14 protein-coding genes and 2 pseudogenes are annotated in these 14,903 nt (G+C 70.0%); 7 read left to right on the top strand and 9 right to left on the bottom strand.

Annotated elements, in window-relative coordinates:
• From recG to A5622_RS06900, 3 genes are all read right to left on the bottom strand, one after another.
• On the bottom strand, nt 1-1,888 hold a 1,888-nt coding region (gene recG / locus A5622_RS06910; RefSeq protein WP_066877494.1), incomplete at its 3' end, for an ATP-dependent DNA helicase RecG.
• 2 nt (nt 1,889-1,890) lie between these two features.
• Complete coding sequence (locus tag A5622_RS06905) at nt 1,891-3,591, bottom strand: DAK2 domain-containing protein (protein WP_066877501.1); 1,701 nt, start codon at nt 3,589-3,591, stop codon at nt 1,891-1,893.
• A 174-nt stretch (nt 3,592-3,765) separates the two neighbouring features.
• Entirely contained in the window at nt 3,766-4,419 is a 654-nt protein-coding gene (locus tag A5622_RS06900) for a transglycosylase (protein WP_369829219.1), read from the bottom strand.
• 497 nt (nt 4,420-4,916) lie between these two features.
• Between A5622_RS06900 and rpmB the strand changes: the two genes are divergently transcribed.
• The gene (gene rpmB, locus A5622_RS06895) at nt 4,917-5,111 is read left to right on the top strand and encodes a 50S ribosomal protein L28 (RefSeq protein ID WP_066877492.1); all 195 of its coding nucleotides are present in this window, start codon (nt 4,917-4,919) and stop codon (nt 5,109-5,111) included.
• 13 nt (nt 5,112-5,124) lie between these two features.
• On the opposite strand, the gene A5622_RS06890 is transcribed toward rpmB, so the two are convergent.
• Together A5622_RS06890 and A5622_RS06885 are read right to left on the bottom strand one after the other, a co-directional pair.
• The gene (locus A5622_RS06890) at nt 5,125-5,946 is read right to left on the bottom strand and encodes a mycofactocin-coupled SDR family oxidoreductase (protein ID WP_066877490.1); all 822 of its coding nucleotides are present in this window, start codon (nt 5,944-5,946) and stop codon (nt 5,125-5,127) included.
• Nucleotides 5,947-5,948: 2 nt separating this feature from the next.
• Nucleotides 5,949-6,839 carry an SDR family NAD(P)-dependent oxidoreductase gene (locus tag A5622_RS06885; protein ID WP_066877489.1) on the bottom strand — a complete coding sequence of 297 codons (891 nt, stop codon included), beginning with the start codon at nt 6,837-6,839 and terminating at the stop codon, nt 5,949-5,951.
• A 94-nt stretch (nt 6,840-6,933) separates the two neighbouring features.
• On the opposite strand from A5622_RS06885, the gene A5622_RS06880 reads away from it, so the two are divergent.
• Genes A5622_RS06880 through A5622_RS06865 form a run of 4 tightly spaced genes read left to right on the top strand, consistent with a single transcriptional unit; the run spans nt 6,934 to nt 10,661 of the window.
• Nucleotides 6,934-7,377 carry a nuclear transport factor 2 family protein gene (locus A5622_RS06880; protein WP_066861998.1) on the top strand — a complete coding sequence of 148 codons (444 nt, stop codon included), beginning with the start codon at nt 6,934-6,936 and terminating at the stop codon, nt 7,375-7,377.
• 3 nt (nt 7,378-7,380) lie between these two features.
• Nucleotides 7,381-8,595, top strand: coding sequence for a sulfotransferase (locus tag A5622_RS06875; RefSeq protein ID WP_066877487.1), 1,215 nt, complete (start codon nt 7,381-7,383; stop codon nt 8,593-8,595).
• Entirely contained in the window at nt 8,588-9,832 is a 1,245-nt protein-coding gene (locus A5622_RS06870; protein WP_066877485.1) for a DUF1214 domain-containing protein, read from the top strand. The genes A5622_RS06875 and A5622_RS06870 overlap by 8 nt, the downstream gene beginning before the upstream one ends.
• Nucleotide 9,833: 1 nt before the next feature.
• On the top strand, nt 9,834-10,661 hold the full coding sequence (locus tag A5622_RS06865; RefSeq protein ID WP_066862005.1) for an oxidoreductase: 828 nt from the start codon (nt 9,834-9,836) through the stop codon (nt 10,659-10,661).
• A gap of 9 nt (nt 10,662-10,670) precedes the next feature.
• Here the strand turns inward: A5622_RS06865 and A5622_RS06860 are convergent, their stop codons facing one another.
• The 3 genes from A5622_RS06860 to A5622_RS06850 are packed head-to-tail and all read right to left on the bottom strand — an operon-like array spanning nt 10,671 to nt 13,302.
• A complete protein-coding gene (locus tag A5622_RS06860) occupies nt 10,671-11,603 on the bottom strand; it encodes an NADP-dependent oxidoreductase (protein ID WP_066877497.1) in 933 nt (310 codons plus the stop codon).
• A gap of 5 nt (nt 11,604-11,608) precedes the next feature.
• Entirely contained in the window at nt 11,609-12,292 is a 684-nt protein-coding gene (locus A5622_RS06855) for a uracil-DNA glycosylase (protein ID WP_066877495.1), read from the bottom strand.
• A gap of 41 nt (nt 12,293-12,333) precedes the next feature.
• Nucleotides 12,334-13,302, bottom strand: a complete 969-nt coding sequence (locus tag A5622_RS06850) for a thiamine-phosphate kinase (protein ID WP_066877483.1) — start codon at nt 13,300-13,302, stop codon at nt 12,334-12,336.
• Nucleotides 13,303-13,400: 98 nt separating this feature from the next.
• On the opposite strand from A5622_RS06850, the gene A5622_RS06845 reads away from it, so the two are divergent.
• Nucleotides 13,401-13,961 (top strand): DUF3515 domain-containing protein, encoded by a 561-nt coding sequence (locus tag A5622_RS06845; RefSeq protein ID WP_066862009.1) that lies wholly within the window; start codon nt 13,401-13,403, stop codon nt 13,959-13,961.
• A gap of 6 nt (nt 13,962-13,967) precedes the next feature.
• On the opposite strand, the pseudogene A5622_RS06840 reads toward A5622_RS06845, so the two are convergent.
• A pseudogene (locus A5622_RS06840) lies at nt 13,968-14,663 on the bottom strand (D-alanine--D-alanine ligase family protein); the annotation flags it as partial.
• Between the two features lie 112 nt (nt 14,664-14,775).
• Between A5622_RS06840 and A5622_RS30585 the strand changes: the two are divergent.
• Nucleotides 14,776-14,903: pseudogene (locus tag A5622_RS30585) on the top strand (D-alanine--D-alanine ligase A); the annotation flags it as partial.

Here is a 14,903-nt window from a genome sequence, read left to right as displayed (position 1 = left end):
GCTGGCCACGGCCGATCCGGCCGCGCAGCTGGTGCAACTGACTGATCCCGAACCGGTCGGCGTCCATCACCAGCATCACGGTGGCGTTGGGGACGTCGACGCCCACCTCGATGACGGTGGTGCACACCAGCACATCGACCTCACCGGCCCGGAAGGCCGCCATGGCGGCGTCCTTCTCCTCGGCGGACAGCCGCCCGTGCATCAGGCCCAGCCGCAGGTTCGCCAACTCCCCGGAGCGCAGCCGGGCGTAAAGACCCTCGGCGGTCTCCGGCGCCTTGGCGTTCTGCTCATCGCCCGGATCGTCGCTCTCGTCGATGCGCGGCGCCACCACGTAGGCCTGACGGCCGGCGGCAACCTCCTCGGCTATCCGCTGCCAGGCCCGGCCGAGCCACGCCGGCTTGTCCTTGACGAAGATGACGTTGCTGGTGATCGGCTGGCGCCCACGCGGAAGTTCGCGCAGCGTCGAGGTTTCCAGATCCCCGTACACGGTGAGCGCGACGGTACGCGGTATCGGCGTGGCGGTCATCACCAGCAGGTGCGGCGTCACACCGGGACGGGCCTTGGCGCGCAGCTGATCTCGCTGCTCGACACCGAAGCGGTGTTGCTCGTCGACCACCACCATGCCCAGGTTGTCGAATTCCACCGCGTCCTGCAGCAGGGCGTGGGTGCCCACGACGATGCCGACCTCACCGCCGGCGATCTCGGCGCGGATCTGCTTTTTCTGCGCGGCGGTCATCGAACCGGTCAGCAGCGCCAGCCGGGTGCCGTTATCGGCGCCACCTAGCTGCCCGGCCATCGCCAACGGGCCGAGCACATCGCGGATCGATCGGAGATGTTGCGCGGCAAGCACTTCCGTCGGCGCCAGCAGCGCACACTGATATCCGGCGTCCACCATCTGCAGCATCGCCAGCACCGAGACGATCGTCTTGCCCGAACCCACCTCGCCCTGCAGCAGCCGGTTCAACGGCCGGCTCGCCGCGAGCCCCTCGGACAGCACGCCGAGCACCTCGCGCTGCCCTGCGGTCAACTCGAAGGGCAAGCGCCCCAACAGTTGTGTGACCAAGCCGTCCGGGCGCCGCGGCGCCGGCGGTCCCGACTCCGACAGTTCACCGTGGCGGCGGGCCACCAACGCCCACTGCAGACCGACGGCTTCGTCGAAGGTCAGGCGCTCGCGGGCCCGCTGCCGCCGCGGCTCGCTCTCGGCGAGATGGATGTCGCGCAATGCCTGGTCCTCGGAGATCAGGCCGAATTTCGCGCGCAACTCCTCGGGCAGCGGATCCGGCACCGGGTCGAGCACGTCGAGCACCTGGCGCACGCACGAAAAGATGTCCCAGCTCTGCAATTTCGTGCTGGCGGGATAGATCGGGAAGAAATGGCGTTCGTAGGCGTCCAGCAATTCTTCGCCGCTGGTGGCGCCCGAGGCGTTGGCGATGTTCTTCAGCGACCGCGTCCCGCGGTTGCGTCCGTCCGGCGAGTCGACGATGAGGAACGCCGGGTGCGTCAGCTGCATGACGTTCCGGAAGAACCCGACCTCCCCGGAGAGCATCACCTTGGTGCCCTTGGTCAGGTCCTTCTTCAAGTAGTTCGCGTTGAAGAACGTCGCGGTCACCTTGCTGCGGCCCGAGCCGAGGGTGATGCGGTGGCACAGCTTCTTCGGGTTCTTCTTCATCGGAAACGTCTCGGTTTCGGCGATCGTGTCGACGATGGTGATGTGCTCGCCCATTTCGGGCCGCTCGTCGTCGGAACCCCACCGCGAGGCGCCCTCCGTATAGCTGCGCGGATAGTGGCGCAGCAGGGCGTCGACGGTGCGGATGCCGAAGACCTCGTCGAGCGATTCGGCGGCCTTGGCTCCCACCACGAAGTCCAGCCGGTCGCCCAGCGACACCATCGCTACTCGACCCCGATCAGCAGCGCGTCACCGTGGTGGCCGGTGCGGTAGGTGACCAGTTCGGTCCCGGGGTGGTGGTCGTGCATGTGTTCTTCCAGAATGTCGCCGAGCGCGCCGGCATTGGCATCGGAGCCGTCGATGCCGGCGCCCAGCAGCACCGTCACCAGGTCGCCGCCCGAGGCCAGCAGCAGGTCGAGCAGGCCTATCGCCGCCCCGACCGCATCGGCGGCCACTATCAGCACCTCGTCGCCCGCGATGCCCAGGCCGTCGCCGGGCCGGCAGCGCCCCGCCCAGGTCAGCGCGCTTTCGGTCGCGATGCGCACCGAGCCGTGCCGCGCCGCACCGGCGGCGCGGGCCATGGTGTAGCCGTCGTCCACCGCCTGCCGGTCGGTTTCGTGCACGGCCAGCGCGGCCAGCCCCTGCACCATCGAGCCGGTCGGGATCGGCACCACATCGATGCCCCAGCCGATCGCCGCGGTGCAACCGGCCACCAACTCCTCGGCCGCCACGTAGCCATTGGGCAGCACCATCACCTGTGCGGCGCCGGTGTCCACGATGGCCCGCATCAGTTGGTGCGCGCTGATGTTGGTGACGGGATCGTGCCCGGTCGGTTCGCGTTGCAGCACGCTGGCGCCCTCTCCGGCGAACAGCTCGGCGGCGCCGTCTCCGTCGACCACCGCCAGCACGGCGCGCTCCCGCGTCCAGCCGCCGGCGGGCAGGCCCGGGGCGCCCGAGCTCAGCGCCGAGATGACGATGCGGCTCAGCCGCCCGGCCGCCAGGCCCGCTTCCACGGCGGCGCCGGCGTCGTCGGTGTGCACGTGGACCGAGTACGTGCGCTGCGCCGACGACGGCGCCGACGCGATGCCCACCGAATCGCCCAACTCCCCCAACCGATCCCGCAGCCTGTCCGCCGCCGCGGGCTCGCAGTCGTCCAGCCGGTACATCACCTCGAAGTGGGGCGCCGGGCGCTGCGCGGACGCCTCCGGTTGCAGTTCCCGCGGCGACAGCTCGTACACCGTGCGGGCGGGAGCCTGCCCGGTGATGGTGCAGCGCAGCGCGTCCAGCAGGACCAGCAGTCCGCGCCCGCCGGCGTCCACGGCGCCGGCGTCGGCGAGCACGTCGAGTTGTTCGGGCGTCTTCTCCAGGGCGACCACCGCCGCGTCGCCGGCCGCGATGACCGCCGGCACCAGACCGTCCCCGGCCCGGGCGCACTGCGCGACGGCGTGGGCGGCCGCCCGCAGGACCGAGACGATGGTCCCGGGGATCTCCTCACCGCCCATCGAGCTGATGACCAGCTCCACGCCGCGCTGCAGCGCCGCACCGAGGATCGCGACGTCGATGTGCGACAGCTCGCCCCCGGCATCGGCGGCCGCGGTCGCGGTGACGTCGGCGAGGCCCCGCAGGATCTGCGACAGGATCACGCCGGAATTGCCGCGGGCGCCGTTCAGCGCGCCGGCCGACAGCGCCGCCGCTGCCCGCGCCACGCAGCCCGATCCGGCCTCGGCGCCCGCGTTGGCCTCTGCCAGGGCGGAACGCATGGTGAACAGCATGTTGGCGCCGGTGTCGGAGTCGGCGACGGGGAAGACGTTGAGCCGGTTGATTTCGTCGATGTGCGTGATCAGGTCGCTGACGGCGGTGTGCGCCCAGTCGCGCAGGGTGGTCGCGTCCAGGAGACGATCCTGCGACGTATCCGCAGTGCCCAGTGTGACCCACCTCCTCCGCACCAGTCCCCCGGTGGGCGCCAGCGTAGCCGGGCGCCGGAGCCGCTGCGCTCAGTTGCTCTGCGCCGTTGAGGAAGATCGAACAGTAGCGGACGTATTCGGTCGAGGTAGTCCTCGACGCCACATTTTCCGGCCAAGAAGGTATCGCAGGCGGGTTTAATAGCCCTGCCGGATACCGGGATTGGCCTGGCCCACCAACATGCGCTCATTGCTGCCGTCGCGGCTGACGCCGTAGCGGTTCATCTGATAGTTCATCGACGCGCACGCAGTGGCCACCGGATCCCACGCCGAGTTCGACGTCCCGGGCTGGTGAAAGGCCGCGAAGGTATCCGGCATCACCTGCCACGGGCCCCGCGTGGCGTGCAGCGGGCCGCCGTCGAGCTGGGAAGGCCCATAGGCGTTGCTGTCCGACAGGTTGATCGCACCCGAATGAAACTGCGACTCGTGATCAGCGATGGTCATCATGCCCTCGATCCAGTGACCACGGGCCGCCGCGTCGGTGACCCCGATCCGGGTCAGCGCCTCCTCGAGATAGCCGCGGATCGCCTCGGGTCCGTCGGGCCACACTTCCCGGCCGTCGAAAGCGACCTGCCGCAGCTGGATGCCGCCCTCGCGCACGGCCGCCGCCTCTTGCACCGCAGGACGAGGCGCATCGGGCTGCCACCACCACGTCGCACCGGCCGCTGCCCTGGGGCCCGCCCCGCCCTGCCCGGCGCCGTACTGGCCGCCCACGGCGGTCGGGCAGTTAACCGAGGTGCTTCCGATGGCGACGCTGCCCAGCGCCGCCACCACCAGATAGGCCGTCGCCACCCGGCGCAACCTCGAGACCAACCGTCGTACGCCCACCGGAGAGCCCCGCCGGCTTTCGACGCGGGCTGAACCGGCGGCGTTTTCGGCGCGCGCAACCACCCCGCGCACTCCCCTCAAACCTGCCGATATTTGCTTCCCAGCCTCATCCGCAGCTCCGCGCGGGCCGGCACCGCCGGGAAGAAGACTTCAGCCAAATCGACGCGCCGTCCGCGCCTGACACAGGCAGCGACCGCGCCGACCATCGGCGGCGCTGTCATCCTAGCGACCGGGCACGCCATCCACCCCGGTCAAAGCCCCTACTGTGATCGACTGCATGTCGACCATGCGAGAGGGTTGCAGCGCACAGCAAACCGGCGCGACCGCGCGTAACCGCAGGGTCGGCCCCTGACGACCGTTTTGGTGGTTGCCGGAGGAGTCGGTATCCTCAGGTGTGCCCGGTGCAACCTGGGCTGTCCCGGCCGAATTGCCGGACCCCCGAGATTTGAGGAGCTTGAACAATGGCCGCTGTGTGCGACATCTGCGGGAAAGGCCCCGGCTTCGGTAAGTCGGTGTCACACTCCCACCGCCGCACCAGCCGCCGGTGGGACCCCAACGTTCAGACCGTGCACGTCGTCACCCACCCGGGCGGCAACAAGCAGCGCCTGAACGTCTGCACCTCCTGCATCAAGGCCGGCAAGGTCGTCCGGGGCTGACGGCAGCCGTTGTTCACATGACGACGTGGCCGGCGTCCACCGGGATCGCCGCGCCGGTGATGTAGCGCGATCGCGGCCCGGCAAGCCAGAGCACCGCTTCGGTGACGTCCTGCGCCTCGACCAGCGGCACGTCGGGTAGCAGCGTCTGCGACAGGGCCGGGTTGGGGTTCTCCAGCATCCGGTTCACCACGAAATCGTTGAGGATCATCGGCGTCGCAACCCCGCTCGGGTGGATCGAATTGACCCGAATCTTGTGCGGCGCATAGGCATTCGCCGCCGAGCGCATCAACCCCACCACACCGTGTTTGGACGCGGCGTAGGCGAACATCGCCGCGCTGCCGTCGCCACCGCGGCCGGTCAGGCCCTGTGACGAGCTGACCAGCACCACCGAGCCGCCCCGGCCCTTGCGCACGATCGAGGGCACCGTCGCCAGCAGCGTGTGCCACACACCCTTGAGGTTGGTGTCGACGATCGTGTTGAACACCGGTTCGGACTCGGGGTCGGTGACGCCGATGGCCACCACCCCGGCGTTGGCGACGACGATGTCGATGTCGCCGAGCTCGTCGACGCCGGCCTGCACCCCGGCCTGCAGCGCCTGGAGGTCGCGGACGTCCGCGGCGACGGACACCGCCTTGCGACCGGCCGCCTGGACCAGCTGTACGGTCTCGGCGAGCTCGGATTCGGTCCCCAGGGCGTAGGGGATCGCCTCGAGGTCGGCGCAGATGTCGACGGCGATGATGTCGGCGCCCTGCTCGGCCAGCGCCACGGCGTGGCTGCGGCCCTGGCCGCGCGCGGCGCCGGTGATGACGGCCACCGTGTTGTCGAAGTCGCCCATGACTACACCTCCAGTTGTGTGCCGGTCTCGCGTTCGGCGAAGGTCACCAGCCGCGCGGCCGTGTCGTAATCGCAGGCCAGCGGCGTGCGGCCGATCAGCACCGGGCCGCCGCGCAGCCCGAACCTGCCGCTGACCCCGACGTAACTGCCCGGCGGGATCGGCTCGCTGATGCAGTACAGCGTCGGCGCCGCGCCCTCGTCGATGTCGTTGGCCAGCCGGTCGGCCACCACCTTGACCCCTTTGTGGGCCAGCGACATCAGCGGTGAGTCGCCGAGGTTCGACAGGTTGGAGGCCACCCACCCCGGGTGGGTGAGCTGCGTGACGATCGGCGATCCGGCCGCGCGCAGCCTGCGGTCCAGCTCCAGGCCCCACAGCATGACCGCGAGCTTCGACTGCGCGTAGGCGCCCAGCCTCGTCCACTTGTGCCGGCGCAGATGCAGGTCGTCCAGGTGCAGCGTCGCCGACCGGTGTGCGTCGGAGCCGACGTTGATGATCTGCGAACGCACCCTTCCCAGCAGCAGATTGGTGAGCGCGAACGGTCCGAGCAGGTTGGTGCCCAGTGTCATCTCGAAGCCGTCGACCGTCTCGGTGCGCCGGTCGGTCAGGGCACCGGCGTTGTTGATCAGGATGTCGACCGGCCCGTCGATCAGATCCGCGAAGGCACGCACCGACGACAGGTCGGCGAGGTCGAGCTTGACCACAGCGGTCGACCCACCCATTTCGGTGGCGCGTTGCTTCCCGAGTTCGGTGTTGCGCACCGCCAGGATCACGTGCGCCCCGGCTTTGGCGAGCGCACGCGCCGTGCCGAGCCCGACGCCGTTGGTTGCCCCGGTCACGATCACGCGTTTGCCGGTCAGGTTGCCGAGCCGGCTCGGCGTCCACGGTAGGGTCACGGCGATCAGAGTAATGGTCGGTTCTATGTAAGTTGGACCGGTTCTGCCAACATTGTTGCGGAACAGAGCGGAAGACTCCCGAGGCGGTTCGACAATGAGTGACAGCGCCACCGAGATCACCAACCTCATCTACACCTATGCGCAGCTTCTCGACGGCGGCGACCTGGACGGCGTGGCCCGGTTATTCGAGCACGGCCGCATCTGCGGGATCCAGGACGGCCCGCCCGAGACGGTGTTCGCCGGTTCCGCCCGGGTGCGGGAGATGTATGACATGGCCACCCGGATCTACGAGGACGGCACCCCGAAGACCAAACACAACACGACCAATGTGCAGCTCTACATCGACGAGGCGGCCGGGACCGCGCAGAGCACGTCCTATTACTGCGTCACGCAGGCCACCGATGAGTTGCCGCTGCAGGTCATCGTGACCGGGCATTACAAGGACACGTTCCACCGCGTGGACGGAGCCTGGCGCTTCGACAGCCGCACCATGTTCGTCGACCAGGTCGGCGACGTCAGCCGGCATCTGAAGTTCTGACCCGTGGCATCCGCGAGCGCGTCCGACGGCCCGTTCGACCCGGCCGCCGTGCTGGCCGAGGCGCAACGCAAGGAAGAGCTAAGCGATTGGGGCCCAGGCGAATTCGACGGCGCGCTGCGGATGTTGCTGGCCGACTATGCCCGCACCGACCTCAACGGCCTCAATGCCCAGGGCGTGCACATCCTGCGGTCCGGCATCGTGCACAGCCTGCGGATGCGGCTGCGCGCGCAGGAGTGGATCCGCCGGCACCCGGAGATCCTCGACGAGCGGGTGGCCGCGCCGATCGTGGTCGTCGGGATGATGCGCAGCGGCACCACGCTGCTGCAGCGGCTGCTGGCCGCCGACCCGCGCTTCGTCTGCGCCTACGGCTGGGAGGTCGTCGAGGTCGCGCCGCGCCTGGACCATCGGTTCACCGACGCGCCCGATCCGCGCATCGCGATCAGCGAAGCGCGCGAAGCGAAATCCCGCGAACTGGCGCCCGAATTGTTCTCGATTCATCCGATGTATGCCAGGGAGGCCGAGGAGGAGATCGTCTTTTTGGCCGACGCGTTCTTGTCGCACGTTCCCGAGTCGGGGGCGCACCTGCCGCGGTACCGGTCCTGGCTCGACGACCAGGACTTCTCCCCCGCTTACGGCTATCTCCACCGGATGCTGCAGTTCCTGCAGTGGCAGAAACGGCAGCGGGGCGCCCACGGCCGGCGCTGGGTGCTCAAATCCCCTGCGCACCTTGGGTATTTGCATCTATTGCGTGCCCAGTTCCCCGACCTGCACCTCGTGCACATGCATCGCGACCCGCGCACCACCATCGCGTCGGGGGCCAGCCTGAACGCGACCCTGCACGCGATGCACGCCGATGCCGTCGATGTGCACCGGGTCGGTGCGCAATGGCTGGAGCGGATGGGCTGGACCAATGACCGGGCGATGGCGATCCGCGACGGCTGGACCGATCAGGATGCCGTGGTCACCGACATCGGGTTCGACGAGGCGGTGGCCGACCCGATCGGCCAGGTGGCCCGCGTCTACGACGCCGTCGGCCTGCCGCTGACCGCGCAGGCCGAGGACGCGATGCGGCGCTGGCTGGCCCACCGCCCCCGTGAGGTGCCGCGGCCGCCTTACGGACTGGAGCCCTACGGCCTGCGTCCCGAGCAGGTCGATGAGCGATTCACGTTGTACAACAAGCGTTTCGGACGGCAAATCGGAGGAACTGCGCATGCCTGAACACCCGGTCGCGACGGCGTCCCAGCACGAGCAGGAGCTGGCGGCCCTCGACCTGATCGAGCACCCTACCGTCAAGGCCGCCTACGGCGCGGTCGCCGAGACCTGGCTCGGTCGCGCCAAGGCGTCGGAGGCGATGCGCGAACGGTTCGACGACGCGTTCGCCGAGGTGATGTTCTCGGCGGCGGTGTGGTCGTCCAATCAGGACAAGCTGCGACCGAAGGTCAGTTGCATCACCCGGCTCGCGCACCCGGTGGACGGCCGTCGCATTCCCGGATCGCGGTGGGGCATCGACAATCCCGACAGCGTGTACCGGGTGATCCCGATCTCCGGCGACGAGCGCTACGAGATCCACGGCCGGGTCGGCGAGCACCGGATGACCGAGAACTACTTCACGCTGTGGGACGCGCGCATGGGGACCGTCGCCGTCCTCAACGGCCGCACCATGCAGGTCGACTCCGACGGCAGCTACACCATCACCGTCGACTCCGAGCCGGCCAACGGCCGGCCCAACCACGTGCAGACCTCGCCGGAGGCCCACGAGTTCTACATCCGCGACGTGCTGCTGGACTGGGACCTCGACGACCCGAATCATATTGAGGTGCAACGCCTTGGCGGTCCGCCGGCCGCCCCGGCGCGCACACTCGACGAACAGGCCGAGGCCACCGCGGCGATGATGGATTACTTCGCCAACTTCACCGGCAAGCTGAGCCACGGCGTGTACAAGATGCCCGCCAACCATTTCAATCTCGCCTGGTCGGCCGACAAGGTCGGCGCGATGCGCAACCAGGTCTACGTGATGGGCCGGTTCGACCTCGCCCCCGACGAGGCATTCGTCGTCGACCTGAATGACGGTGGCGCCGAATACTTCACGGTGCCGCTGAGCAACATCTGGGGCACGACACTGAATCTCGTCGACCGAACCGGCAGCCTCAACAAGGCGCAGTCGGTGGCCAACGAGGACGGCAGCTACACCTACGTGATCTCGCCCGTCGACCCCGGCGTGGCGAACTGGATCGACTCCGACGGCCTGCGGGAGGCCATCTTGACGTTGCGGATGGCGGAGTTCGGTGAGTCCGGCCCGCGCGAAGACCTCGGGGCGCGCGGCCGGGTGGTCAAGCTGGACCGGCTCGACGCCGAGGTGGCGCACCTGCCGCGGGTGAGCGAACAGCAGCGCGCGACCGACCTCGCACAGCGGCGCAACGCCTACCTGCGCCGCCTGCCGGAAGGGACGATCTGACGTGTCACGCTGGCTGATCACGGGATGCTCCACGGGCTTCGGGCGCGAAATCGCGCGCGCCGCACTGCAAGCCGGCCACAGCGTGGTGGTGACCGCGCGGCGGGCCGAGGCGGTGGCCGACATCGCCGACGAATTCGGGGACCGGGCCGTGGCCGTCGCCCTCGACGTCACCGATGCCGCCCAGATCGCGGCGGCGGTGTCCGCGGCAGACGAGGCATTTGGCGGGGTCGACGTCCTGGTCAACAACGCCGGCCACGGCTACCTGTCCTCGGTGGAAGAGGGTGAGGACGCCGAGGTCCGAAAGCTGTTCGACGTCAACTACTTCGGGGCCGTCGACATGATCAAGGCGGTGCTGCCCGCCATGCGCGCCCGCGGGTCGGGACACATCATCAACATCTCCTCGATGACCGGCCTGGTGGCCAACCCGCCCAACGCCTACTACTCCTCGACCAAGTTCGCGCTCGAGGCTCTGACCGAGGCGCTGGCCGCCGAGGTGCGCCCGCTGGGCATCAAGGTGACCGCGATCGAGCCCGGCGCGTTTCGCACCGACTGGGCGACGCGGTCGATGAAGGAATCGGGCAGCCCGATCGCCGACTACGCCGACGTGGCGGCGCGCAAGGACCTGATCAAGCAGTTCGCCGATCACCTACCCGGCGACCCGCGCAAGGTCGCCGAAGCGGTGCTGATGGTGACCACGCTCGACGAGCCGCCGCTGCGGCTACTGCTGGGCCGTGACGTGCTGAAGGCCATGCGCGACAAGCTCGCCGCGCTCTCGGCGTCGATCGAAGAGTGGAAGGCCGTCACGAAGGACGTGAATTTCGCGGACTGATGGCGCCACTCAGTCCCGCACGATGAGGACCGTCTTACCGGCGCGGCCCCTGCCGTGGTCGCGGCTTTCGAACGCCTCCCGGCCCTGGTCGAGCGCGAATGTCTGGGCGATCGCGACGTGCAACCGGTCGCCGTCGACCAGCGCGGCGAGTTCGTCGAGCTGGCCCCGGTTCGGTGTGACAATGAAAAAGGTTGCGGTGACACCGAATTGCTCGGCCCGGCCCTCTGGAGGCGGTGCGGACAGGGTGACCAGCCGGCCACCGCGGCGCAGCACGCCGAACGACCGCTCCAATGTCGGCCCGCCCACCGTGTCGATGACGACGTCGTAGCCGGCACCGGGTTCGTCGAACGCCTCGGTGCGCACGTCGATCACCCGCTGCGCGCCGCACCCGCGCAGCAGGTTGGCGGTGTCGCTGCGCACGGTCGCGGTCACCCGCGCGCCCAGCAGCGCGGCCAGCTGAACCGTCAGCAGGCCCACTCCCCCGGCACCGCCGTGCACCAGCACGCTCTCGCCGGGTTGCACGGCGGCGTGGTCGACCAGCGCCTGCAGGGCGGTCAGCCCGGCCAGCGGCAGCGCGGCGGCGACGGTGTGCGACACGGTCGACGGCTTGGTCGCCAGGTCGGCGGCGGGCACGACGACGAAATCGGCCGCCGCGCCGTCACGGTCGAACCCGATCAACCCGTACACCTCGGCGCCCGGCGCGAAATCCGACACGTCGGCGGCGACCGCTTCGACCACGCCGGACACCTCGTGTGAGGGGATCACCGGGAGGCGGCTGGCGCCGTCGCGGGTCCAGGTCTCCTCCCACGTCAGCTCGTCGAAGGTGATCCCGGCCGCGTGTACCGCCACCAACACCTCACCCGCGGCAGGCACCGGTCGCGGGGCCCGTTCGAGCACCAGCTGCTCCGGGCCGCCCCGCCGGTGCGCGCGCAGCGCGGTCATCTCGGTCATGGCAGGCGCCAGTCGATCGCGTCGGCGCCCATGCCGGTCAGCAATTCGTTGGCGCGGCTGAACGGGCGTGAACCGAAGAACCCGCGCGACGCCGACAGCGGGGACGGATGCGGTGACTCGATGGCCACGCAATTTCCCTGGGCGAGAATGGGTTTGAGGGTCGACGCGTCGCGGCCCCACAGGATCGCCACCAGGGGCCGCGACCGCTCGGTCAGCGCCCGGATGGCCCATTCGGTCACCGCCTCCCAGCCCTTGCCGCGGTGCGACGCCGGATTGCTGGGCCGCACCGTGAGCACCCGGTTCAGCAGTAGCACGCCGCGCTGCGCCCAGGGCGTCAGGTCGCCGCAGGAGGGCTGCGGATGGCCCAGGTCCGCGGTGTACTCCTGAAAGATGTTGGCCAGACTGCGTGGCAACGGCCGCACGTCGGGCGCCACCGAAAAGCTCAGCCCCACAGCGTGTCCGGGCGTCGGGTACGGGTCCTGCCCGACGATCAGCACCCTGACGTCGTCGAAGGGATAGGTGAAGGCGCGCAACACATTCGGTCCGGCCGGCAGGTACCTGCGCCCGGCCGCGATCTCGGCCCGCAGGAACTGCCCCATCCCGGCCACCTGGTCGGCCACCGGCGCCAGCGCACTCGCCCACCCCGGCTCGACCAGTTCCCCCAGCGGACGCGCGGTCATCATCGGCTCTCCGCGATCGCGTAAACGGTCACCGCGTCACCCTAATACGACTGCCAGCCGGCGTAGCCGTTCCACTCTCGATCGTCGACGAGCACCCGCGCCGGCCCGTCGAGAACCCGCCCGATGATCCGCCAACCGGCCGGCGCGGGGCCGGCGAAACACGCGACCAGGGCGTGGTCCTCGCCGCCGCCGAGCACCCAGTGCCACGGATCGGCGCCCACGGCGGCGGCGGCCGCGGCCAGCGCATCGCGGTCCGCGGCCAGCGCCGCCGTCGACAGATCCATGCCCACCCCCGACGCCTCGGCGACATGGCGCACATCGGCGATCAGGCCGTCGGAGATGTCGATCATCGCCTGCGCACCCGAGGCCGCCGCCACCGCTCCCTGGCCATAGGGCGGCTCCGGCACCAGATGCCGGCGCCGCAGCTCGCCGAACTCCGTGATCTCCTTGCGCCACAGGGAAAGTCCGGCCGCCGAGCGGCCCAGGTCCCCGGCGACGGCGATCATCGCACCGGGCTGCGCGCCGGATCGCCGCACCGGCGCGCGCCCGTCCGACTCGCCCAGCACCGTCACCGAGATGACCCACTGTGGGCAGTGCACCAGGTCACCGCCGGCGATGCCGGCGCCGACCCGCTGCGCCTCGTCCCACATCCCGTCGACCAGCGCGTCCACCTGCGCCGCCGGCGTATCACCGGGCGCGCCGAAGGCGACCACGAAGGCCGTCGGCCGCCCGCCCATGGCCTCGATGTCCGCGGCGTTCTGGGCGATCGCCTTGCGGCCGATGTCGTGCGGCGTCGACCAGTCCAGCCGGAAGTGCCGGTCCTGCACCAGCATGTCGGTCGACACCAGGGCGCGCCCATCACCGGCCGTCACCAGCGCGGCATCGTCTCCGGGCCCGAGCACGACCGCGGGGGGCTGCCGGCGGCCCCGCACCAGGCGATCGATCACGGCGAACTCACCGAGCTGTTGCAGCGACGGGGACTCGCCCGATTCGTCTGGCACGCCACCCACGATAGGGCTCCCGGCGCCGCGCGGACCGCCCCGAGAATAAATTGGCGTAAGGGTCAACGAAGGCGATAGTGGTGAGCAGAAATGGGAGGTGCGCGGCGGTGGCAACCGAACCGGAAGCCGATGGCGGACCACCGCGTGCGCTGATCATCGCCGCCATCGTGCTGGCCGTCGCGACGATCGGCGTGATCCTGGCCATCGCGGCGACCCGCCAGGCGCCCCCGCGCGCGGTCGCGGTGGCCGCGGTACCGGCGCCGCAGGCCGACGGGTCCGGCTGCCGCGCGTTGCTGGGTGCGCTGCCGCAGCGGCTCGGCGATTACCAGCGCGCGCCCCTCGAGCAGCCGGCGCCCGAGGGCGCCGCCGCCTGGCGCGCCGGCCCGGACAGCGACCCGGTGGTGCTGCGCTGCGGGCTGGACCGCCCGGCCGAGTTCGTGCTCGGCGCCCCCATCCAGGTCGTCGACCGGGTGCAGTGGTTCCAGGTGAGTTCCGAACAGCAGTCCGCCGGCGACGCGGGCAGATCGACCTGGTACGCGGTGGACCGCGGGGCCTACGTGGCGCTCACGCTGCCGACCGGGTCGGGCCCGACACCGATCCAGCAGATTTCCGAGGTGATCGACCGCAGCATGCCCGCGACGCCCATCGACCCCGGCCAGCCCGGTTAGTGCCAGTCAGCGCAGGCCGACGCCGCGGGCCAACGCCGTCTCGACCATCGTCGCCAGCAGCGTCGGATAATCCACGCCGCTGGCCGCCCACATCCTCGGGTACATCGAGATCGTGGTGAATCCCGGCATCGTGTTGATCTCGTTGAGCACCGGCCCGTCCTCGGTGAGGAAGAAGTCCACCCGGGCCAGCCCCTGACAATCGATGGCCTTGAACGCCCGGACCGCCAATTGCCGTATCACGTCGGCGATTTCGTCGTCCACCTTGGCGGGCACATCCAGTTCGGCCGCGTCATCGAGGTATTTGGTCGAGAAGTCGTAGAACGAATCCTCGCGGCCACGCACCCCGGCCACCCGGATCTCGCCCAGCGTGCTGGCTTCGACTGTGCCGCCGGGCATTTCGAGTACGCCGCACTCCAACTCCCGGCCGACGATCGCCGCCTCGACGATGACCTTGGGATCATGTTGGCGCGCGGCCGCGACGGCGGCGTCCAGCTGATCCCAGCTCGACACCCGGCTCACCCCGATCGAGGAGCCGCCCCGCGCGGGTTTGACGAAGACCGGCAGGCCCAGCCGCTCGCACTCCTCGGGGCGCAGCCTGGAACGCGACGGGCGCAGCACCGCGTAGTCACCGACCGGCAATCCCTCGGCGGCGAACAGCTTCTTGGTGAATTCCTTGTCCATGCCGGCCGCGCTGGCGATCACCGACCGGAAACTGCCCGAGGTGACCGCCGCATCGGGCACCGAACTGGCGCTACCCGCCGATCCCCGGCGCAGCGGCCAGTTGGTGTCCCTGGCGCCCGGCGCCACCGAGGTCTTAGCGTCGGTCGACGTGGTCTTTCCGGTGCTGCACGGCCCCTACGGCGAGGACGGCACGATCCAGGGCCTGCTGGAGCTCGCCGGTGTGCCCTACGTGGGGGCCGGTGTGCTGGCCAGCGCGGCCGG

Origin of the sequence: Mycobacterium sp. 1245801.1, assembly GCF_001673055.1 — a bacterium.
Taxonomy (GTDB): domain Bacteria; phylum Actinomycetota; class Actinomycetes; order Mycobacteriales; family Mycobacteriaceae; genus Mycobacterium; species Mycobacterium europaeum_A.
This window is presented reverse-complemented; position numbering and strand designations above follow the sequence as displayed.